Annotated in this window: 15 protein-coding genes; 11 read left to right on the top strand and 4 right to left on the bottom strand. The window is 60.6% G+C overall.

All coding sequences use genetic code 11. From position 1 onward, the window contains the following. Nucleotides 1-24: 24 nt before the first annotated feature. A complete protein-coding gene (locus D6Z24_RS01200; protein ID WP_129124713.1) occupies nt 25-471 on the bottom strand; it encodes an Hsp20/alpha crystallin family protein in 447 nt (148 codons plus the stop codon). Between the two features lie 177 nt (nt 472-648). On the opposite strand from D6Z24_RS01200, the gene D6Z24_RS01195 reads away from it, so the two are divergent. The 7 genes from D6Z24_RS01195 (at nt 649) to D6Z24_RS01165 (ending at nt 6361) form a co-directional block, all read left to right on the top strand. Continuing rightward, complete coding sequence (locus D6Z24_RS01195) at nt 649-1098, top strand: DNA-processing protein DprA (protein WP_129124712.1); 450 nt, start codon at nt 649-651, stop codon at nt 1096-1098. A 262-nt stretch (nt 1099-1360) separates the two neighbouring features. After that, entirely contained in the window at nt 1361-1810 is a 450-nt protein-coding gene (locus tag D6Z24_RS01190) for a Fur family transcriptional regulator (RefSeq protein ID WP_246014529.1), read from the top strand. Nucleotides 1811-2076: 266 nt separating this feature from the next. Then, nucleotides 2077-3510: a carbohydrate porin gene (locus tag D6Z24_RS01185; RefSeq protein WP_129124710.1), complete on the top strand. Its 1434-nt coding sequence runs from the start codon at nt 2077-2079 to the stop codon at nt 3508-3510. 30 nt (nt 3511-3540) lie between these two features. Continuing rightward, nucleotides 3541-3792: a FeoA family protein gene (locus D6Z24_RS01180; RefSeq protein WP_129124709.1), complete on the top strand. Its 252-nt coding sequence runs from the start codon at nt 3541-3543 to the stop codon at nt 3790-3792. Between the two features lie 4 nt (nt 3793-3796). Further along, the gene (locus tag D6Z24_RS01175; RefSeq protein ID WP_129124708.1) at nt 3797-4024 is read left to right on the top strand and encodes a FeoA family protein; all 228 of its coding nucleotides are present in this window, start codon (nt 3797-3799) and stop codon (nt 4022-4024) included. After that, nucleotides 4021-6234 (top strand): ferrous iron transport protein B, encoded by a 2214-nt coding sequence (gene feoB / locus D6Z24_RS01170; protein WP_129124707.1) that lies wholly within the window; start codon nt 4021-4023, stop codon nt 6232-6234. Before D6Z24_RS01175 ends, feoB begins: the two co-directional genes overlap by 4 nt. Nucleotide 6235: 1 nt before the next feature. Next, nucleotides 6236-6361 (top strand): FeoB-associated Cys-rich membrane protein, encoded by a 126-nt coding sequence (locus tag D6Z24_RS01165; RefSeq protein WP_129124706.1) that lies wholly within the window; start codon nt 6236-6238, stop codon nt 6359-6361. A 71-nt stretch (nt 6362-6432) separates the two neighbouring features. On the opposite strand, the gene D6Z24_RS21580 is transcribed toward D6Z24_RS01165, so the two are convergent. Then, nucleotides 6433-6609: a hypothetical protein gene (locus D6Z24_RS21580; protein WP_198419494.1), complete on the bottom strand. Its 177-nt coding sequence runs from the start codon at nt 6607-6609 to the stop codon at nt 6433-6435. Between the two features lie 86 nt (nt 6610-6695). Beyond that, a complete protein-coding gene (locus tag D6Z24_RS01160) occupies nt 6696-7925 on the bottom strand; it encodes a bifunctional alpha/beta hydrolase/OsmC family protein (protein WP_129124705.1) in 1230 nt (409 codons plus the stop codon). Between the two features lie 254 nt (nt 7926-8179). Here D6Z24_RS01160 and D6Z24_RS01155 point away from each other — a divergent pair, with 254 nt between their 5' ends. From D6Z24_RS01155 to D6Z24_RS01140, 3 genes are all read left to right on the top strand, one after another. Next, nucleotides 8180-10642: a methyl-accepting chemotaxis protein gene (locus D6Z24_RS01155; protein ID WP_129124704.1), complete on the top strand. Its 2463-nt coding sequence runs from the start codon at nt 8180-8182 to the stop codon at nt 10640-10642. Between the two features lie 559 nt (nt 10643-11201). Continuing rightward, nucleotides 11202-11978 (top strand): endonuclease/exonuclease/phosphatase family protein, encoded by a 777-nt coding sequence (locus D6Z24_RS01145; protein ID WP_129124703.1) that lies wholly within the window; start codon nt 11202-11204, stop codon nt 11976-11978. Between the two features lie 99 nt (nt 11979-12077). After that, on the top strand, nt 12078-12419 hold the full coding sequence (locus D6Z24_RS01140; RefSeq protein WP_129124702.1) for a hypothetical protein: 342 nt from the start codon (nt 12078-12080) through the stop codon (nt 12417-12419). A gap of 100 nt (nt 12420-12519) precedes the next feature. Here D6Z24_RS01140 and D6Z24_RS01135 read toward each other — a convergent pair whose 3' ends face one another. After that, nucleotides 12520-14337 carry a KUP/HAK/KT family potassium transporter gene (locus D6Z24_RS01135; RefSeq protein ID WP_129124701.1) on the bottom strand — a complete coding sequence of 606 codons (1818 nt, stop codon included), beginning with the start codon at nt 14335-14337 and terminating at the stop codon, nt 12520-12522. A gap of 321 nt (nt 14338-14658) precedes the next feature. On the opposite strand from D6Z24_RS01135, the gene ileS reads away from it, so the two are divergent. Further along, nucleotides 14659-17436, top strand: coding sequence for an isoleucine--tRNA ligase (gene ileS / locus D6Z24_RS01130; RefSeq protein ID WP_129124700.1), 2778 nt, complete (start codon nt 14659-14661; stop codon nt 17434-17436). The last annotated feature ends 9 nt before the right edge of the window (nt 17437-17445 follow it).

Below are 17445 nucleotides of genomic sequence, written 5' to 3'. Positions count from 1 at the left end.
CCTCCTTCCTCTTTATTAGTAGGCTTACGAAAGCTTGATCTCGATTTTCTTCGGTTTTGCATGCTCAGCCTTGGCCATGGTGACGGTCATGATGCCGTCCCTGCATTGCGCGGTGATCCGGTTCGGGTCGATGTCGACCGGGAGCTCTAGGGTGCGGCTGAACTTGCCGGAGCCGAGCTCGGTGCGGTGGATGATCCCCTTCACTTCTGCGAACGGTTTGCGCTCACCGCTGATGGTAAGGGTGTTCCTTAGCACGGAGAGATCAACGTCCTTCGGGTCGACGCCGGGGATCAGGGCCTGCACGTAGACGTTCCCCTCATCCTCGCTGAAGTTGACCATCGGGAAGCGACGGCCCGTGGTCGGTGAAAGGAACGTCGGTCCAAACGGCCTGTTAAAGCCCACGCCGCGGAACGCTTCGTCAATCTCCCTTCTCAGGTTGTCCAGCTCTCTGAAAACATCCCAACTTGCCATGTGGAATACCTCCTTTCGTGATCGGTGTGATCCGTTTCTGCGCCTAAAATAATCATCGTTTTTGCCATGTCAAGGGAGACGCCGGCGCAAAAAAATGACGCTCATCCGGCTGCTTGCGGAGGGGCGCACCCATGCGGGGTGCGGTATAATCCCCGCATCAAGACAAGGGGGTGGCACATGCACTCGGTGGGCAACGCGGAATTGTTGAAACTGCACAAGATCGCTTTCCTGTGTTCACGGCGATTTCCCCGCGAGGCGGCGGAGAGGGCTTACCGGTGGGCGGACGAGCAGCGCGAGGCGGGAACCTGCGTGATCTCGGGTTACCACTCCCCGGTGGAGAAGGAGGTGCTTTGCAGGCTGTTGCAGGGCGCCCAGCCCGTCATCATCGCGATGGCGCGGGGGCTTAACAGGCTGGCCCCGGAATGGGAGGGGGCTATCGGTGCAGGACGCTTGCTGGTCATCTCTCGCTACGCGCAGAGCGTCAGCCATCCCTGCGAGTCGAAATGTTATCAGCGCAACCTGATGATGGCTGACCTGGCCGACACTATTGTCATAGCGCATGTCGCGTCCGGCGGGAGCCTGGAGCGGCTGTGTATGGATTATCCCGACAAGGTCATCCTCCTCTAGCAACGCACGCTCTGAGAATTCTAAAAATAAAAATATTGACAACTCCGGCCGCCTCCTTTATAAACGAATTCAATTTTCAAAACCAACGCATGATCCCACCCGAGCATCGCATCAAGTAGCCGATTTACAGTCAGGTTTACCCTGCAGTTGAGCGGTCATGATGGAAGGCCTTTCAGCTCAATGAGCTTTTGCGTTTTTGATGAAAGTGGATGTCATTGTATTTGAGTGCCGGGAGGGAAGCCTCCTTCAAACCGAGGCGGTAGTGACTCAGAAAAAACAGAAGGTGAAAGAGCAGTTCCACCTTTTTCTCACCAAGAAAAGGCTCAAGGCGACCCTGCAGCGCAACCTGATACTCGATGCGTTCGTGGACCTTGATCGCCCCACCCATATGGACGAGCTGTACCTTGTCTTGCGCAGCAAGCACTCCCACATAGGCCATGCGACCGTTTACCGGGCACTGCGGCTCTTCGCCGCCGCGGGCATCGCCCGGGAATTCAGCCTGGGCGACGGGCTGACCCGCTACGAACTCGCGGGGCACGGCAAACGGCATGACTACCTGGTCTGCAGCGACTGCGGCACCGTCACCGAATTCGACAACAGCTCCATCGAGCAGCGTCAGTTGGCGGTGGCCCGCAGCATGGGCTTTACCGTGGAGGCGCTGAAGATCGAATTGCGCGGTGTGTGCAGCCGCTGCCTGACACAGTCGGGCTGAAAGTCCAGCCGTACCGTCATAGCCATAACGGTCGTCTCTGTTTCACGGCACATATGCAGTGTCACGGTCTCTTCTTTTGGAAGAACCGTAACACTGATAAAGGGACAACTGTTTTTTTAAATCACTAATGAAATTGGCATTCAGTTTTAGAAGCCGGGTCCGATAACTGTAAAAAGACTTACATCATAAGCTGATCCAATGATCATTGTTCTTGCTCTACGCTTGATACAGCAGCTGGAGTAACAAAGAGAAAGAGGAGGGAATCCATGTTCCAGATGAAGAAGATGAGTGTCGCCGCCGCGTTCCTTTTGGGGAACCTGTTCCTAAGCTCCGGGGCTGCCTTCGCCCTGCACCCGGATCTCGTCGTTCCGGAGAAGGTGGAGTGCAAACACAAGGCCTGCCAGGAGATCCTGCGTCTCGGGAACAAGTACCAGGTCGAGGGACTCTTCTCGAAGGAATTTCAGGAGGGGAAGGCGGAGTGCACCCGCATGGACGTGGCGCTTGCCGTGCATCTTCTGACCGAGAAAATGGCGGAAAAGGTGCTGAAGGACGGGAACCAGGCTGTGGACAAGGAGGACCTGGTGCTTCTTAGCGATCTCAAGGAGGAGCTGCGCGCCGAGATGCTTTTGGTCAACACGAGAACCTTCCAGAACCGCCACGAGGACCTCGGCACCAAGTTCACCGCCCTCACGAGGAACATCGCCCTTTCCGGCGGGATGGTCGGCGTGCTGCAGGGCTCCATCGGCAACAAGCCCAAGGACGGCACCGATGTGGTGGGGCGTGCCGACCTCGTCTTCAACTTCAAGGTGGGTGAAAACACCATCGCCGTGATCGACGTGGAAGCCACCGGCGGCGACGGCATCGATGCCAAGGCCGCCTCCTTCTCGGGGCTGAACGGCGTTGCCGGTTCGACCGGCGACCGTGTCCGCTTCCGCGAGGCCTGGATCGAGCACTCGGCCCTGAACGACCACCTGCTGCTCACCGCCGGCAAGGTCGACCTCTCCAACTACTTCGATTCGAACGCGGTCGCCAACGACGAGAACAGCCAGTTCCTCTCCTCCGCCTTCGTACACTCCGCGGTGCTCCCGTTCCCGGCCAACGGCCCCGGCGCGAGAATCCTGGCGAGGCTCGCCGAGCCGCTCACCTTGGGCATCGGCTACGGCAGCGGAGACGCCGACAGCGCGGACAACTCGGACAGCTCCGACATCTTCGACCACGGCTTCGGTGTCGCCGAACTGTCCTACAAGCACAAGGCAGGAGAGCTGGAGGGTAACTACCGTGTCTACGCGGCGGTGGACGGCTCCAAGGAGGACGGCGCAAACAAGCTGACCAGGAAGAACGCCTACAGCTTCGGCGTGAGCTTCGACCAGCAGGTGACCGACAAGCTGACCCTCTTCGCCCGTTACGGCGAGCGCGACAGGGACGTCTACGCCGTCAACCAGGCCTGGAGTGTCGGGGGGCAGTACCAGGGGGTGATCCCCTGCCGCAAGGACGACGTCTTGGGCTTCGCCTACGGCCAGGTGAAGGGGGCTGGCGCCGTGGCCGACGCCCAGGAAAAACTGACCGAGGTTTACTACAAGTACAAGGTGAGCGAGCAGATCGAGATCTCACCGGTGGTGCAGTATCTGGTCAACCCGGCGGGTATCAGCGCGAGCGACGACGTGGTGGCGCTGGCCTTGCGCACGAAGATCAGCTTCTAAAAAGAGAACGGCAAGGGTAAAGGAGCAGTCATGATTCCACTGGGACTTTTGAGCGCGGGAGAAAACGGCGAGATCGTCGAGATCATGCTCGGCAAGGGGGAAGGCGTCCCCGGCGGCGCCGGGATGGACAAGACTTCGGTCCGGGTGGAGGAGATGGGGCTCCGCATCGGCAAGAACGTGGAAATGCTGACCAACGGCGGCAACACCATCCTGCTCAGGGTGGACGAGGCGAGGATCGCCCTGGCCCGCCGCATGGCGATGAAAATCATGGTGAGGAGATAGTGCGATGAATCTGGCAAAGCTTAAGCCCGGTCAGAAGGGGAAGATCACCTCGATCGGGTCGATAGGCCCCCTGAAGCGGCGGCTCATGGACATGGGTGTTTTGGTGGGTGAAGACGTGAAGGTCCTGAAGGTTGCTCCCATGGGCGACCCCATCGAGGTCAGCATCAAAAGTTACAACCTTTCCCTCAGGAAAAAGGAGGCGGAAGGGATCGCGGTGGAGGTGGCGGGGTGAGCAACACGCAGCTTAAGTACAAGGACGACGAACAGGCGGCAGGCGGCACTCCGGCAGTGGCGCGCACCATCACCGTGGCGGTTGCCGGGAACCCGAACTCCGGGAAGTCCACCCTCATCAACGCCATCGCGGGTACACGACTTCACGTAGGCAACTGGGCGGGCGTTACGGTAGAGAAGAAGGAGGCGCTCTTCGAGTTCGGCGGCAGGAAGATCCGTCTCGTCGATCTCCCCGGCACCTATTCGCTCTCTCCCTACTCCCAGGAGGAGATCGTCGCCCGCGACTACCTGGTGCACGAGCGTCCCGACCTGATCGTCAACGTCGTCGACGCGACCAACCTGGAGCGCAACCTCTACCTCACCGTGCAGATCATGGAACTCGGCATCCCGGTTGTCATGGCGCTCAACATCTACGACGAGGCGCAGGAGAAGGGGTACCGGATCGACGTGAAGGGAATCGAGGAGATGCTCGGCGTCGCCGTCGTCCCCACCTCTGCCACCAAGAAGACTGGTCTGGACGAGTTGCTCAAGCGCGTGCTGGACGTTGCGGACGCCGGCGCGGGCCGTGCTCCAAGGAAACTCTCCTACGGCGAGGACGTGGAGACCGCCGCCGATTACGTGGCCGAGGCGCTGGAGCGGAACTACCCGTCTCTCCTGGAGCGTTACCCGAAGCGCTGGCTCCTTTTGAAGATCATGGAGCAGGACGGCCAGGTGCTGGAAAAGGTGAACCTTCCAGACCAGGGCTTCCTGGAAGAGGCGCTGCACCATCTGAAGCGCGCCCACGGCGAGGACATCGAGTCGATCATGGCCGACGTCCGTTACTCGCTCGCCTCCGGGCTCACGCGGGAGATCCTGGAGAAACCGGAGCTGCGCCAGACCGAGCTTACCGAGAAGATCGACCGCATCGTGCTGAACCGCTTTCTCGGCATCCCGATCTTCATGGCCGCCATGTGGCTTTTGTTCAAGTTGACCTTCGATCTCTCCGCGCCGTTCGGCGAGTGGATCGGGGCGATGACCGACGGACCCTTCAAGCGCTGGGCCTCCGCCATCCTGACCCCCTTGGGGGCGCCGGACTGGACCGTATCGCTGGTGAACGACGGCGTCATCGCCGGGGTCGGCTCCGTGCTGGTGTTCGTGCCGGTCATCTTCGCCATGATGTTCTTCATCACCTTCCTGGAAGGTAGCGGCTACATGGCCCGCGCCGCCTTCGTCATGGACCGCACCATGCATTCCATCGGTCTGCACGGGAAATCCTTCATCCCGATGCTGCTCGGTTTCGGCTGCAACGTGCCGGGGATCTACGCGACGCGCACCCTTGAGAACCCGAAGGACAAGGTGCTGACCGCGCTCCTCGTGCCGCTCATGTCCTGCGGCGCGCGCCTGCCGGTTTACGTGCTCTTCGTCGGGATCTTCTTTCCGAACAACTCGAGCACGGTGATCTGGTCCCTCTACATCATGGGTATCCTGCTCGCGGTGCTCATGGGGCTCGTCTTCAAGCGGACCCTCTTCCGGGGCGAGGCGCCCATGTTCATCATGGAGCTGCCGCCTTACCGCATGCCTTCCTTCAGCAGTCTGTGCGTGCACACCTGGGAGAAGGGGAAGCACTTCCTCTTCAAGGCGGGCACCTACATCTTTGCCGTCTCGGTCCTCGTCTGGTTCCTTCTGAACCTCCCCTGGGGCGTCGAACACAAGCGCGATTCCTACCTCGGCCAGGCGGGCGCCGCGGTGGCCCCCATCTTCGAGCCGGTCGGCTTCGGCACCTGGGAGGCGGCGTCCTCGCTCATCACCGGCGTCATCGCTAAAGAGATCGTCGTCGGGACCATGGGCGAGATCTACGCGCCCAAGCACGGCGAGGAGAAGAAGGAGATTCCCACCCTGCAGGAAGATCTGAAGGAGGTAGTCACTTCCTTCGGGGAGGCTTCGGTGAAGGCGGTGAAGACGCTTCTCTACCTCCCCCAGCCGGAAGAAAAGGAGGAGGACCGCGGCGGGTTGAAGTTGGCGATCCAGGGGGCCTTCACACCACTTACGTCGTACGCCTTCATGGTGTTCGTGCTGCTGTACATGCCTTGCGTGGTTGCCATCGCGGCGATGCGACAGGAGTTCGGCACCTGGAAGTGGGCCGGCGTGGGGCTTTTGTACCAGACGGCGCTCGCCTGGGGGGCGGCGCTGATAGTCTACCAGGGGGGACGTCTCCTGGGATTGGGAGGTTGACGTGGGAGTTGCAGACGTGATCATCGCGGCCGTCATCGTCGCCGGGGCATGCTACATCCTTTATGCGACGCTTTGGAAGAAGAAGGGGTGCTGCGGTTGCGAAGGTGGGAGCTGCTGCAAGAAGTAACGGGTTGAAAAGGCGACGGGCCGGAGGGAATTCCCTCCGGCCCGTCCTGTTTGGGTTGGCTGCTGGGTGGCTCAGGCGTAGGTGGAAAAACCTTCCTGAGGGTTCACCGCCGTCGCCTGCTGGGCCAGTATGTTCGCCATCTGCATCTGGGCGGCGGCTGCGTTTTTGACCAGTTCCATGGTGATGGCCTGTTGCGTGACTGATGCGGCGTTTGCTACCTGGGCGGCTGCTATGGTGCTTACATCCATGATTCTTACCTCCTGCCTAGTCTACCTCGGCCGTTGCAACCACTTATCGGCCCGGACTGCGGAAGCTTTAGGAAAACCTGATTCTACTACTCCTTCAGCGTGGTGTCGACGCGGATCTCGCTTGTCAGGGTGCGGTGCACCGGGCACTTCTCGGCGATCTCCAGGAGCTTCTGACGCTGGTCCTGGTCCAGGTCGCCGATGAGCTCCAGTTCGCGGGTGAACTTGTCGATGCGCCTGTCCTGCGACTCGCAGTCGCGGCAGTCCTCGGCGTGGATTTTGTGATGGGCCAGACGCACCAGGGCTTCGCCAAGCGGCCACCCCTTGCGTCGGGCGTACATCTGCACCGTCATGGTGGTGCACGCTCCGAGGGCGGACATGAGCAATTCGTAGGGGGACGGTCCCTCGTTGGTGCCGCCGTAGCTCACCGGCTCGTCCGCGACGAGGCTGAAACCGTTTGCGGAGATCTCGGTGCGGAACCCCTCCTCTCCCGTCCTTGCGGTTACGCGGTTGTCGGCGGCCTGGAAGTCGGGTTGCGCCATCGGCTCCCGGTCGACCACGTCCAGGTACCGTGCGGCCCAACTGGCGATGACCTCGCCTGCGTACCTCGAGTCGGCGGCGTCGGACAAGAGATGGTCGGCCTCACCAAGTGAGATGAAGCTCTTCGGGTGCCGCGCGGCCTGGAAAATCTGGGTGGCGTTTTCGATCTGAACGATGCTGTCCGCGGGAGAGTGCATGACGAGGAGCGCCCCTTTGAGCTGCGCCAGCGTCTCGGCCGGGCGCTGCCTCTCAAGGTCGTCGAGAAGCTCCTTGCGGATGTTGAAGTAGTTCTCGCCCAAGTGCACGGTTGCCTCGCCCTGCCGCTCGATCTCCTCCGCGGAGTCGCCGAGCAGTCTGCGCAGATGGGCCGGGTTGTAGGGGGCGGCGATGGTGACGACCGCGGCCGCCGAAGGTATCTCGGATGCTGCCACAAGGACTGCGGCACCTCCCAGGGAGTGCCCTACCAGCAGGCTCGGCGCCTGGTACTCGCTTTCAAGGAACCGTGCAGCCGCAACGAGGTCGCTCACCTGGGTGGTGAACGTGGTGCTCGAAAAGTCGCCTTCACTCTCCCCAAGGCCGGTGAAATCGAAGCGCAGGACCGCGATGCGCCGGCTGCTCATGGAGCGGCTGATGTTCACCGCCGCCTTTATGTTCTTAGAACAGGTGAAGCAATGTGCGAAGATGGCGTAGGCAACCGGCGGTTCCCCCTCGGGTAGTTCCAGGCGGGCTGCAAGCTCAAAACCGCTGCTGTTGGTAAAGGTAACCTTCTTGGTGTTCATGGGAAAACTCCTTTCAGGTACGTTGCGGTCTACAAGATAGCAATCATAGTGTCAGTTGGCTCCGCGTCAACAGCGTGTACAAGCGCTGTGTCGGGGGCGGACGTGATATGAGCCTTTATTGCTCTCTTAAATGCAGATAAAGCGATCTAAATCACAGCCAACGTTGTTTTAACCCTTTTCTCTTGCAAGCGAATAAGATATATAACTAATTCTTGTAGGAATATTATGAAATGCAATGCGTTGCCGGGAGTAATATGTTTGCCATGTGGTCCATCAAGAAGCGCGTCATAGTATCCGTTGTCTCTCTCTGTCTTGCAAGCATCACCATCCTAGGAATCTTCGCCTACCAATACCAGATGCACCAGATGCGGGAGGGGCTCAAAGACGAGGCCAGCAACAACGGCCGCCTATTCGAAGCGATCCTGAAGGGGGACGCCGAGGGACTCGCAAGGGCCCACACGGGACTGGACCGGCTCGACGTTCTGCTCGCCCCGTTTGCCGCCGGCAACAAGGACGCACTGCTCGCCGTGGCGAAGCCCATCTTCGGCGAGATCAAACAGAACAACAACATAACGCACATGTATTTCATACAGCCCGACGGCAAGGTGCTTTTGCGGGCTCACAAGCCCGAGCAGGACGGTGACATCCTGAAGCGGGAGACCTTCCTGAAGGCGCAGGCGACCAAACAGATGGCGTGGGGCCTGGAGATGGGCAAGAACTTCTTCTCCTTGCGCTGCGTGAAACCGGTCTCCTACCAGGGAAGGGCGCTGGGGTACATGGAGGTCGCCGAAGAGATCGACCATGTCTTCCAGCAGATGAAGCAGATCACCGGGAAAGAGATGAGCCTCTTTCTCACCAACGATTTCCTGAAGAGCAAAGGGACCGACGTCAAGACCGAGCAGTCAGGGAACTTCCGCATCCTTTACCCGACTCAGAAGGAAGTGGCCTTGGGGATCGCCGCCCAGCTCGCTCCGGAAATGACCCAGGCGCTCAAGGAGCCGCAACTCGCCATCATCTCCTACAAGGGGGGCAAGTACCTGGTCGGCATCGGGCCGGTCAAGGACGCATCCGGTGAGACCGTGGGGGTACTTTTCTCGCACAAGGAAATCGGTCCCCTGTTCGCCACGATGTGGAAGGGGGTGGCGGCCCAGATGGGTATCTTCATCGCCATTCTCTTGGCCGGTGTTACCTTTCTTTACCTGTCGCTAAAACCGAGCATCGCTCTCTTCGAGACCCTCAAGAAGCACATCGTCTCCGTGACCACGGACTGGGACCTCAACAAGCGCCTTCAGGTGGACACCCAGGATGAGATAGGCGAGCTTGCCGCCGACTTCAATACCATGACCGAGAAGCTTGCGCTTATGGTGCGGCAGGTGAACGTCTCCAGCGACGAGCTTGGAGCAGTCTCAGGCAACCTGGTGCAGGTCTCGAGCACCGTTATGGGAGCGGCCGAGCAGCAGTCTTCCTCGGTGCATGAAGCTTCCAGCGCCATGACTCAGATAACCTCCTCGATCAAGGGAGTTGGGAAGGCCGTCGAGGGGCTGTCCCAGTCGGCGTCCGAGAGCTCGTCGTCGATTCTCGAGATGGCTTCGAGTGTCGAGGAGGTGGCCCTGAACGCCGAGGCGCTCGCCCACCAGGTGGATGAGGTGGGATCGGCCATCATCGAGATGGCTGCATCCATAAAGCAGGTGGGAAGAAACGCGGATCTCCTGCTCGAAGAGGCGAGCATCAACTCCTCTTCCATCGTCGAGATGGACAGCACCATAAAAGAGGTGGAGAAGAACGCACTCAACACGGTGAAGATCTCCGAGTCTGTGAAGCAGGATGCCGAGTTCGGCAAGGGAGCGGTGGAGTCGACCATCCTCGGCATCAACGCCATCAGGCAATCCTCGCGCATCACCTCCGAGGTGATTGCGAACCTTTCCCAGCGCGCCGGTGATATCGGGGCGATCCTCTCCGTCATCGACGACGTTGCGGAGCAGACCAACCTTCTGGCGCTGAACGCCGCCATCATCGCCGCCCAGGCCGGGGAGCACGGCAAGGGCTTCGCGGTCGTGGCAGGTGAGATCAAGCAGCTTGCGGAAAGGACCAGCGCCTCGACCCGCAAGATAGCCGATGTGGTGAACGGGGTTCTCGCGGAGACCGACCGTGCGGTGGTTGCGATATCGCAGGCGGAACAGAACATCGCCCAAGGGGAAGAGCTGTCCAGGAAATCCGGCGAGGCGCTCGAGAAGATCGTGAGCGGCGTCCAGATGGCGACCGAGCAGGTCAACGGCATCGCCCGCGCCACCGGCGAACAGGCGCGCGGCAGCATGATGATCAGGGACACGACGGAAAAGGTCACCTCCATGGTGCGTCAGATCGCGACCGCCACGCGCGAGCAGGGAGAGGGAAGCAGTCTGGTTCTTTCCGCGGTGGAGAAGATGAGGACCCTGACCGAACAGGTGAAGAATTCGACGCGCGAACAGAGCAACGTGGGGAACTTTATCGCGAGTTCAACCGAGAACATCACCGACATGATCCGCCACATCCAGAAGGCGTGCGACGAGCAGAGCAGGGGGGCGGACCTGGTGCTGCCGGCGGTCGAGAGCATCAAGGGCGCCACCGAGAGCAACCTCGGCGCGGTCAAGGTGCTGGGCGAGAGCATGTCGGCGCTGGCGGCCCAGATCGAGGTGCTGCAGCAGGAGATCGACCGCTTCGACGTTTCATCCTCTTAAGCGCCAACCACCACACTTCGCGTGCGAGACCCCTTGCACGCGGCGCGAGACCTCTTGCACACGGTGCGAGACCCTTTGCACGCGGTGCAAGACCCTTTGCACGCGGTGCAAGACCCTTTGCACGCGGTGCAAGACCCTTTGCGCGCGGTGCAAGACCCTTTGCGCGCGGTGCGAGACCCTTTGCGCGCGGTGCGAGACCCTTTGCGCGCGGTGCAAGACCCTTTGCACGCGGTGCAAGACCCTTTGCACGCGGTGCAAGACCCTTTGCGCGCGGTGCGAGACCCTTTGCGCGCGGTGCGAGACCCTTTGCACGCGGTGCAAGACCCTTTGCACGCGGTGCGAGACCCTTTGCGCGCGGCGCGCGACCCCTTCCCAACGGTGAGAAACCTCCTCCAACCCGGCGGCATTCTTCCACACGTTTGACCGGCATCATCTGCCGTTGTTTTTCCCAAAGTGAAAGTTCCCGCACCTCTTGCCTGCGCCTCCCGGAAAACCGGGTATAATTCCTGTCGTTGTTTTTCCTATGGCTCCCTCGCGACTAGAAAGGGCGGCAGTCCGTATGATCCAAAGCAATGGCACCTTCACCGTCATGACCTACAACGTGCACCGGCTGACCGGCAATGATCGCCACACTTCAGCCGCGCGCATCGCACAGGTCATCGAAGCCTACCAGCCCGACATCGTTGCTCTTCAGGAACTTCCCGGGGCGCGTTTCCGCCCCGAAATCGGCGGCGCTTGCCAGGATTTGGCGCACGAGTTGGCGTTGGTGGTAAGAAGGGACGTCCACTACAACCTCGAGCGCGAGCGTTGGGGCAACGTGGTCTTCAGCCGGTTTCCCATGCGGCTGGTTCGGGCCGGGGGGCTGCACCCGGAGAACCGGTACCGGACCATGGTGCCGCGGGGCGCGATGTGGGTGGAGATCGACGTCAACGGACAGAAACTGCAGTTGGTGAACACACACCTGGGGCTCACCCCGCAGGAGCGCAACTACCAGGCGAAGGTGCTTACCGGTGAAGACTGGCTGGCCCATCCCGAGTGCCGGGCCCCGGTGGTCTTGTGTGGCGACTTCAACGCCATGCCCAGCTGGAGCATCCACAAGCGCCTCAGAAACGCGCTGCAGGATGAGCAGGAGCGGCTGAAGTTCGGGCACCGCCAGTTCACTTTCCCGAGCAACATGCCCATCGTCAGGTTCGACCACATCTTCATCTCGCCGGACCTGAGCGTGGAAAACGAGCTGATCCCGCGCACCAAGCTGACTGCCGTCGCTTCAGACCATCTTCCCCTGGTCGTGACGCTTCGCCTGGGCGCCAATGGGAAAAATGACGGTGGGAGATAGTCGCACTGAGAGGGGCAAAAGTCCTAAAGTTGTGACCGTGATCGGCCGATATGGAGTCAGAATAGGAACAACGTCCAACACTGGGAATGGAGAGGTGCCATGAGCGAATACACCGAGATGCCGGAAGATATGGAAGTACAGGAAGTGATCCTCGATAGGGTCCTGCAGAATACGGGGGCTTTGCTGGAAATCTGCCTGGTCAAGCACGGCAAGCAGTATGAAGCGGCCATTTTCGTTGATAAGAAGTACAAACCGGGCCCCCCGCTGCCCCGCCCGCTGGAGTCCCCCTCCGGCCAGGCCACCCACTGGATGGGGGTCCGTCCCAAGGTCGGGCTCTCGCAGGAGGAGACCGAGAAGATCATCTACGAGGTCCAGGGGGTGAACGCTCTGCACCGCATCCAGATGAAGGATACTTGGGGGAGTCTGCTGGACGCTGTCTAGTCAGGCGTCGAATCCCCAACCGAAGTGAAAAGGGCCGCTCCCGTGACGGAAGCGGCCCTTTTTGTGTTTTGGGATGGACGGCTGGTGGAGGGGCGGACAGTTACATCTCCACCCGGGTCAGAACGCCCTGCAGTTTGCTTGCGGGAAGCTGGTTGAACTGCACGAAGTTCGGGCTCAGTTTCTTGATGGCGTTGAAGATCTTCCAGATCGGGTTGGGGGTCGTGATGTCCTCCACGCCGTAGAAGATGACCTTCTCGTTGATGTTGTTCTTCTTGAGCAGGGTCTCGATGTCGATCACCTCCATGTACCCCGCGAAGATTTCGAAGGAATCAAGGCCGCTGCCGCGCTTCTCGGTCAGCTTGTAGGAGACCCCGAACGGCTCGTCGGTCCTGATGATGGAGATGAAGACGTTGCGCTCGTAGATGATGTTGCTCCGGATGATGCAGTGCACCACGTAAGGGGGGACCACCGCCCACTCACGGGTGAAGAAGAGCCCCGTGCCCGGGATGGTGCGTCCCTTGGAGAAGATCTGCTCGTAGGAGAGGAGGAAGGTCTCGACGTCGAGCGGCTTGAGTGCCTTGTAAAGCGCCCGCTGCCCCCTGGTCCAGATCAGAATGGTCATGAAGGGGACCGAGGCGAGGATGATGGACCAGTAGCCGCCGTGGGGGAGCTTGTTCAGGTTTGCGATCAGGAAGACGGCGTCGACGAGGGTGACCGCGAGGGCGATGGGCGCCTTCCACTTCTTGGTGGTGTTGGCGAAGATCCAGGTCATCATGATGCCGGTGATGGTCATGGTCCCGGTGACGGCAAGTCCGTATGCGGCCGCCAGGTTCTCCGACTTGCCGAACAAAAGCATGATGAAGATGACCAGCACCATGAGCGACCAGTTCACCGAGCCTATGTAGATCTGTGACTTGAGATGGCTCGATGTGTAATCGACCTTCATGAGCGGCATGATGCGCGTGGTGATCCCCTGATATACGATTGAGAACACCCCGCTTATGAGGGCCTGCGAGGCGATGACGGTCGCTAAGATGGTGAGGATCAGGAACGGGATGTAGAGGAACTGGGATTCCCCCTGCACCATCCCGAAAAGGGTGTTCTTCTCGTGCGGGTGCTCCAGCAGGAACGCGCCCTGGCCAAGGTAGTTGATCACCAAGGCCACGAAGACGAAGTACCAGGCCCTGACGATCGGCTTTCTGCCCAGATGTCCCATGTCGGCGTAAAGAGCTTCACCGCCGGTGGCGCACAGGATGACTTCCGAGAGAACGAAGAAACCTGAGAGGCCGTTGTCCAGGAAGAACTTTATGGCGTACCAGGGGGAGATCGCCTTGACGACCTCCGGGTGCCCGGCGATGGCGATGAGGCCTGTCACGGTGAGTGATGCGAACCAGAGCACCATGAGCGGGCCGAAAGCACCGGCCACTTTGTCCGTTCCCCGCGATTGGAAGATGAAGAGGGTGATGGCTATGACTGCCGCGATGAAGATCAGAACGCCCTGCGACAGGCCTGAGAACGTCGGGATCAGCACGAGACCTTCCACCGCGGAGAGGATGGAGATGGCCGGCGTGATGACGCCGTCACCCAGCAGCAGCGAAACGCCGATGAAGGAGAGCAGGCCGATGAAGCCCATGGCGCGTCCCCCCTTGAGCAGGCGGACCAGGATCTCCTTCAAAACGATGGTGCCGCCTTCACCCTTTCTCCCGAGGCTCATGGCGAGCCAGGCGTACTCGACGGTGACCAGGATGATCAGGGTCCAGACGATAAGCGACAGGATGCCGAAGATGTTCTCAGGCTTCGGAGGGGTGATGGCGAAAATGACGGAGAGGGTATAGATGGGGCTCGTACCGATGTCGCCAAAGACGAGGCCCATCGATTTGACTATCCCGCCCCAGTATGATTGTTCGTGCTTTTGCATGGAGAGGCCTCCAGTTATTCTAGCGGCGCAACTTATAGCACCGCTCTCCGCCTGACACAAGAAAAACCGCAAAAATTGCCGTTGTATCGGCAATCCGAGCCGCGTCCCGCTCGCCTTGTTGTGTGTGAAGCGCCTCTGCTTCGGACTCGTTCTGCTCGGTCGCCCTCGGAGCTGGATGAAACGCCGGACATCGCCGGATAATGAGTGGACAGCGCTGTCTAAACAGCGGAAATCCCTGTTTGCGCTTGACATTACTCGTTATAGCTTGTAGCTTAAGTCGTTTCTCTCACAGCTTAATCCGACAGCTTGGAGGCCGTTTACATGGATTACAAGGACACTCTCAATCTCCCCAGTACCAACTTCCCTATGAAGGGCAATCTGCCCCAGCGCGAGCCCGAGATGCTCAAGCACTGGAACGAGATCGACATAAACCAGAAGATCGATGAGGCGGGAGCAAACCGCCCGCGTTACATCCTGCACGACGGTCCTCCGTACGCCAACGGTCACATCCATATCGGCCACGCGCTGAACAAGATCCTCAAGGACATCGTCCTCAAGAGCAAGCGTATGGAAGGCTTCGCCGCCCCTTACGTGCCGGGGTGGGACTGCCACGGTCTCCCCATCGAGCTGCAGGTCGAGAAGAATCTCGGTTCGAAGAAGCACGAGATCTCCAAGCTAGAGATGCGCAAGCTCTGCCGCGAGTACGCCGCGAAGTTCGTCGGCATCCAGCGCGAGGAGTTCGAGCGTCTCGGCGTCTTCGGCGACTGGGACAACCCCTACCTGACCATGCACGCGAGCTACGAAGGGGCGACCGCCCGCGAACTGGCGCGCTTCGCCGAGAACGGCGGCCTCTACAAGGGTAAGAAACCGGTACACTGGTGCTCTTCCTGCGGCACGGCGCTCGCCGAGGCCGAGGTCGAGTACGCCGACCACAAGTCTCCCTCCGTGTTCGTGAAGTTCGCCCTGAAGGAGGATCTCGGGAACGCGGTGCCGGAGCTTTCCGGCAAGAAGGCCTCCATGGTGATCTGGACCACCACCCCCTGGACCCTTCCCGCGAACCTCGCCATCGCGCTGCACCCGGAACTCGACTACGTGGCGCTCGCGCTCAACAGCGGTGACGTGGTCATCGTGGCCGACGGCCTGAAGGAGAGCTTCCTGAAGGAGATCGGCGCGGAAGGCTCCGTGCTGGCCAAGTTCCCCTCCAAGATCCTGGAGAAGAAGCTCGCGCGCCATCCGTTCTACGATCAGGACTCCATCATCCTCTTAGGCGAGCACGTAACGCTGGAGGCCGGTACCGGCTGCGTCCACACCGCCCCCGGCCACGGCCAGGAGGACTACGAACTCGGCCTGCAGGCGGGGCTCGACATCTACAACCCGGTCGACAACCGCGGCCGTTTCTACGAGAACATCGAGTTCTTCGCCGGGCAGTTCGTTTTCGACGCCAACAAGAACGTGATCGAGAAGCTGACCGAGGTCGGTGCGCTTTTGGGCTCCAAGGAGATCTCCCACTCCTACCCGCACTGCTGGCGCTGCAAGAAGCCGGTCATCTTCCGCGCCACCGAGCAGTGGTTCATCTCCATGGAGAGGAACGACCTGCGCGGCAAGTCGCTTTCCGAGATCAACAACGTTAACTGGATCCCGAAGTGGGGTCGCGAGCGCATCTACGGCATGATCGAGAACCGCCCCGACTGGTGCGTTTCCCGTCAGCGCTCCTGGGGCGTCCCCATCGCCGCCTTCTACTGCAAGAGCTGCGGCCATGTGATGGCGGACGGCAAGGTGATGCACAAGGTCGCCGACCTCTTCGCCGAGCACACCTCCGACATCTGGTACGACTGGGATGCCGCCAAGTTCCTGCCGGAAGGGACCGTCTGCCCCTCCTGCGGCAAGAACGAGTTCGAGAAGGAAGGGGATATCCTCGACGTCTGGTTCGACTCCGGCACCTCGCATGCCGCCGTGCTCGAGCTGCGCGATAACCTCGGTTCCCCCGCCGACATGTACTTGGAAGGCAGCGACCAGCACCGCGGCTGGTTCCACTCTTCGCTCCTTGCGAGCGTCGGCACCCGCGGGCGCGCCCCCTACAAGAACGTGCTCACCCACGGCTTCGTCATGGACGGCTCCGGCCGCAAGATGAGCAAGTCGGTGGGCAACGTCGTAGCTCCCGAGGACGTCATCAAGAAGTTCGGCGCCGACGTGCTCCGTCTCTGGGTGGCGGCACAGGACTACCGTGACGACCTGCGCATCTCCCAGGAGATCCTGACCCGTCTCTCCGAGAGCTACCGCCGCATCAGGAACACCTGCCGCTACATCCTGGGCAACATCCACGACTTCAATCCCGACACCGATTGCGTCCCGTTCGAGCAGATGCCGGAGTTGGACCGCTGGGCGATGCACCAGCTGGAGCTTCTGAAGGAGAAGGTGCTCGCCTCCTACAACGACAGCGAGTTCCATATCCTCTACCATGCGGTGAACGGCTTCTGCACCGTCGAGATGAGCGCCTTCTACCTCGACATCCTGAAGGACCGCGTCTACACCTCGAAGAAGGATTCGGTGGCGAGGAGAAGCGGCCAGACCGTGATGTACAAGGTGCTCGACGCCCTGGTGCGCATGGTGGCACCGGTGCTCTCCTTCACCGCCGAAGAGGTCTGGGCGGAGATGCCCGGCAACCGCGAGTCGAGCGTGCACCTGGCGCTCTTCCCGGCGCTCACCCCCGAGGTGAAGGACGATGCGCTCGCCGTGCGCTGGGAGAAGATCATCAAGATCCGCTCCGAGGTCTCCAAGGCGCTAGAGCTTGCCCGTGTGAAGAAGGTGATCGGGCACTCGCTCGACGCCGCCGTCTCACTGAAGGCAACTGGCGACACCGAGGCGTTCCTCAAGGAGTACGCGGCGCAGCTTTCCGAGATATTCATCGTTTCCAAGGCCGAGCTTTGCGAGACGCTTTCCGGCGAGGTGTACCAGGCGGAGGGGATCGAAGGGCTAGAGGTGGCGGTTTCCGCCGCCCCCGGCGAGAAATGCGAGCGCTGCTGGTGCTACAGCGAGGAGTTGGGCCATGACGCCGACCATCCGGCCATCTGCCCGAAGTGCCTTGCGGCGGTAAAGTAACTCTGTAGA

Source organism: Geomonas oryzae, from assembly GCF_004117875.1.
Taxonomy (GTDB): domain Bacteria; phylum Desulfobacterota; class Desulfuromonadia; order Geobacterales; family Geobacteraceae; genus Geomonas; species Geomonas oryzae.
This window is presented reverse-complemented; position numbering and strand designations above follow the sequence as displayed.

What these genes read in the sequence shown, in the direction of transcription:
- D6Z24_RS01200 (WP_129124713.1), bottom strand. Translation starts at nt 471, where the DNA reads ATGGCAAGTTGGGATGTTTTCAGAGAGCTGGACAACCTGAGAAGGGAG.
- D6Z24_RS01195 (WP_129124712.1), top strand. Translation starts at nt 649, where the DNA reads ATGCACTCGGTGGGCAACGCGGAATTGTTGAAACTGCACAAGATCGCT.
- D6Z24_RS01185 (WP_129124710.1), top strand. Translation starts at nt 2,077, where the DNA reads ATGTTCCAGATGAAGAAGATGAGTGTCGCCGCCGCGTTCCTTTTGGGG.
- D6Z24_RS01180 (WP_129124709.1), top strand. Translation starts at nt 3,541, where the DNA reads ATGATTCCACTGGGACTTTTGAGCGCGGGAGAAAACGGCGAGATCGTC.
- D6Z24_RS01175 (WP_129124708.1), top strand. Translation starts at nt 3,797, where the DNA reads ATGAATCTGGCAAAGCTTAAGCCCGGTCAGAAGGGGAAGATCACCTCG.
- D6Z24_RS21580 (WP_198419494.1), bottom strand. Translation starts at nt 6,609, where the DNA reads ATGGATGTAAGCACCATAGCAGCCGCCCAGGTAGCAAACGCCGCATCA.
- D6Z24_RS01160 (WP_129124705.1), bottom strand. Translation starts at nt 7,925, where the DNA reads ATGAACACCAAGAAGGTTACCTTTACCAACAGCAGCGGTTTTGAGCTT.
- D6Z24_RS01155 (WP_129124704.1), top strand. Translation starts at nt 8,180, where the DNA reads ATGTTTGCCATGTGGTCCATCAAGAAGCGCGTCATAGTATCCGTTGTC.
- D6Z24_RS01145 (WP_129124703.1), top strand. Translation starts at nt 11,202, where the DNA reads ATGATCCAAAGCAATGGCACCTTCACCGTCATGACCTACAACGTGCAC.
- D6Z24_RS01140 (WP_129124702.1), top strand. Translation starts at nt 12,078, where the DNA reads ATGAGCGAATACACCGAGATGCCGGAAGATATGGAAGTACAGGAAGTG.
- D6Z24_RS01135 (WP_129124701.1), bottom strand. Translation starts at nt 14,337, where the DNA reads ATGCAAAAGCACGAACAATCATACTGGGGCGGGATAGTCAAATCGATG.
- ileS (WP_129124700.1), top strand. Translation starts at nt 14,659, where the DNA reads ATGGATTACAAGGACACTCTCAATCTCCCCAGTACCAACTTCCCTATG.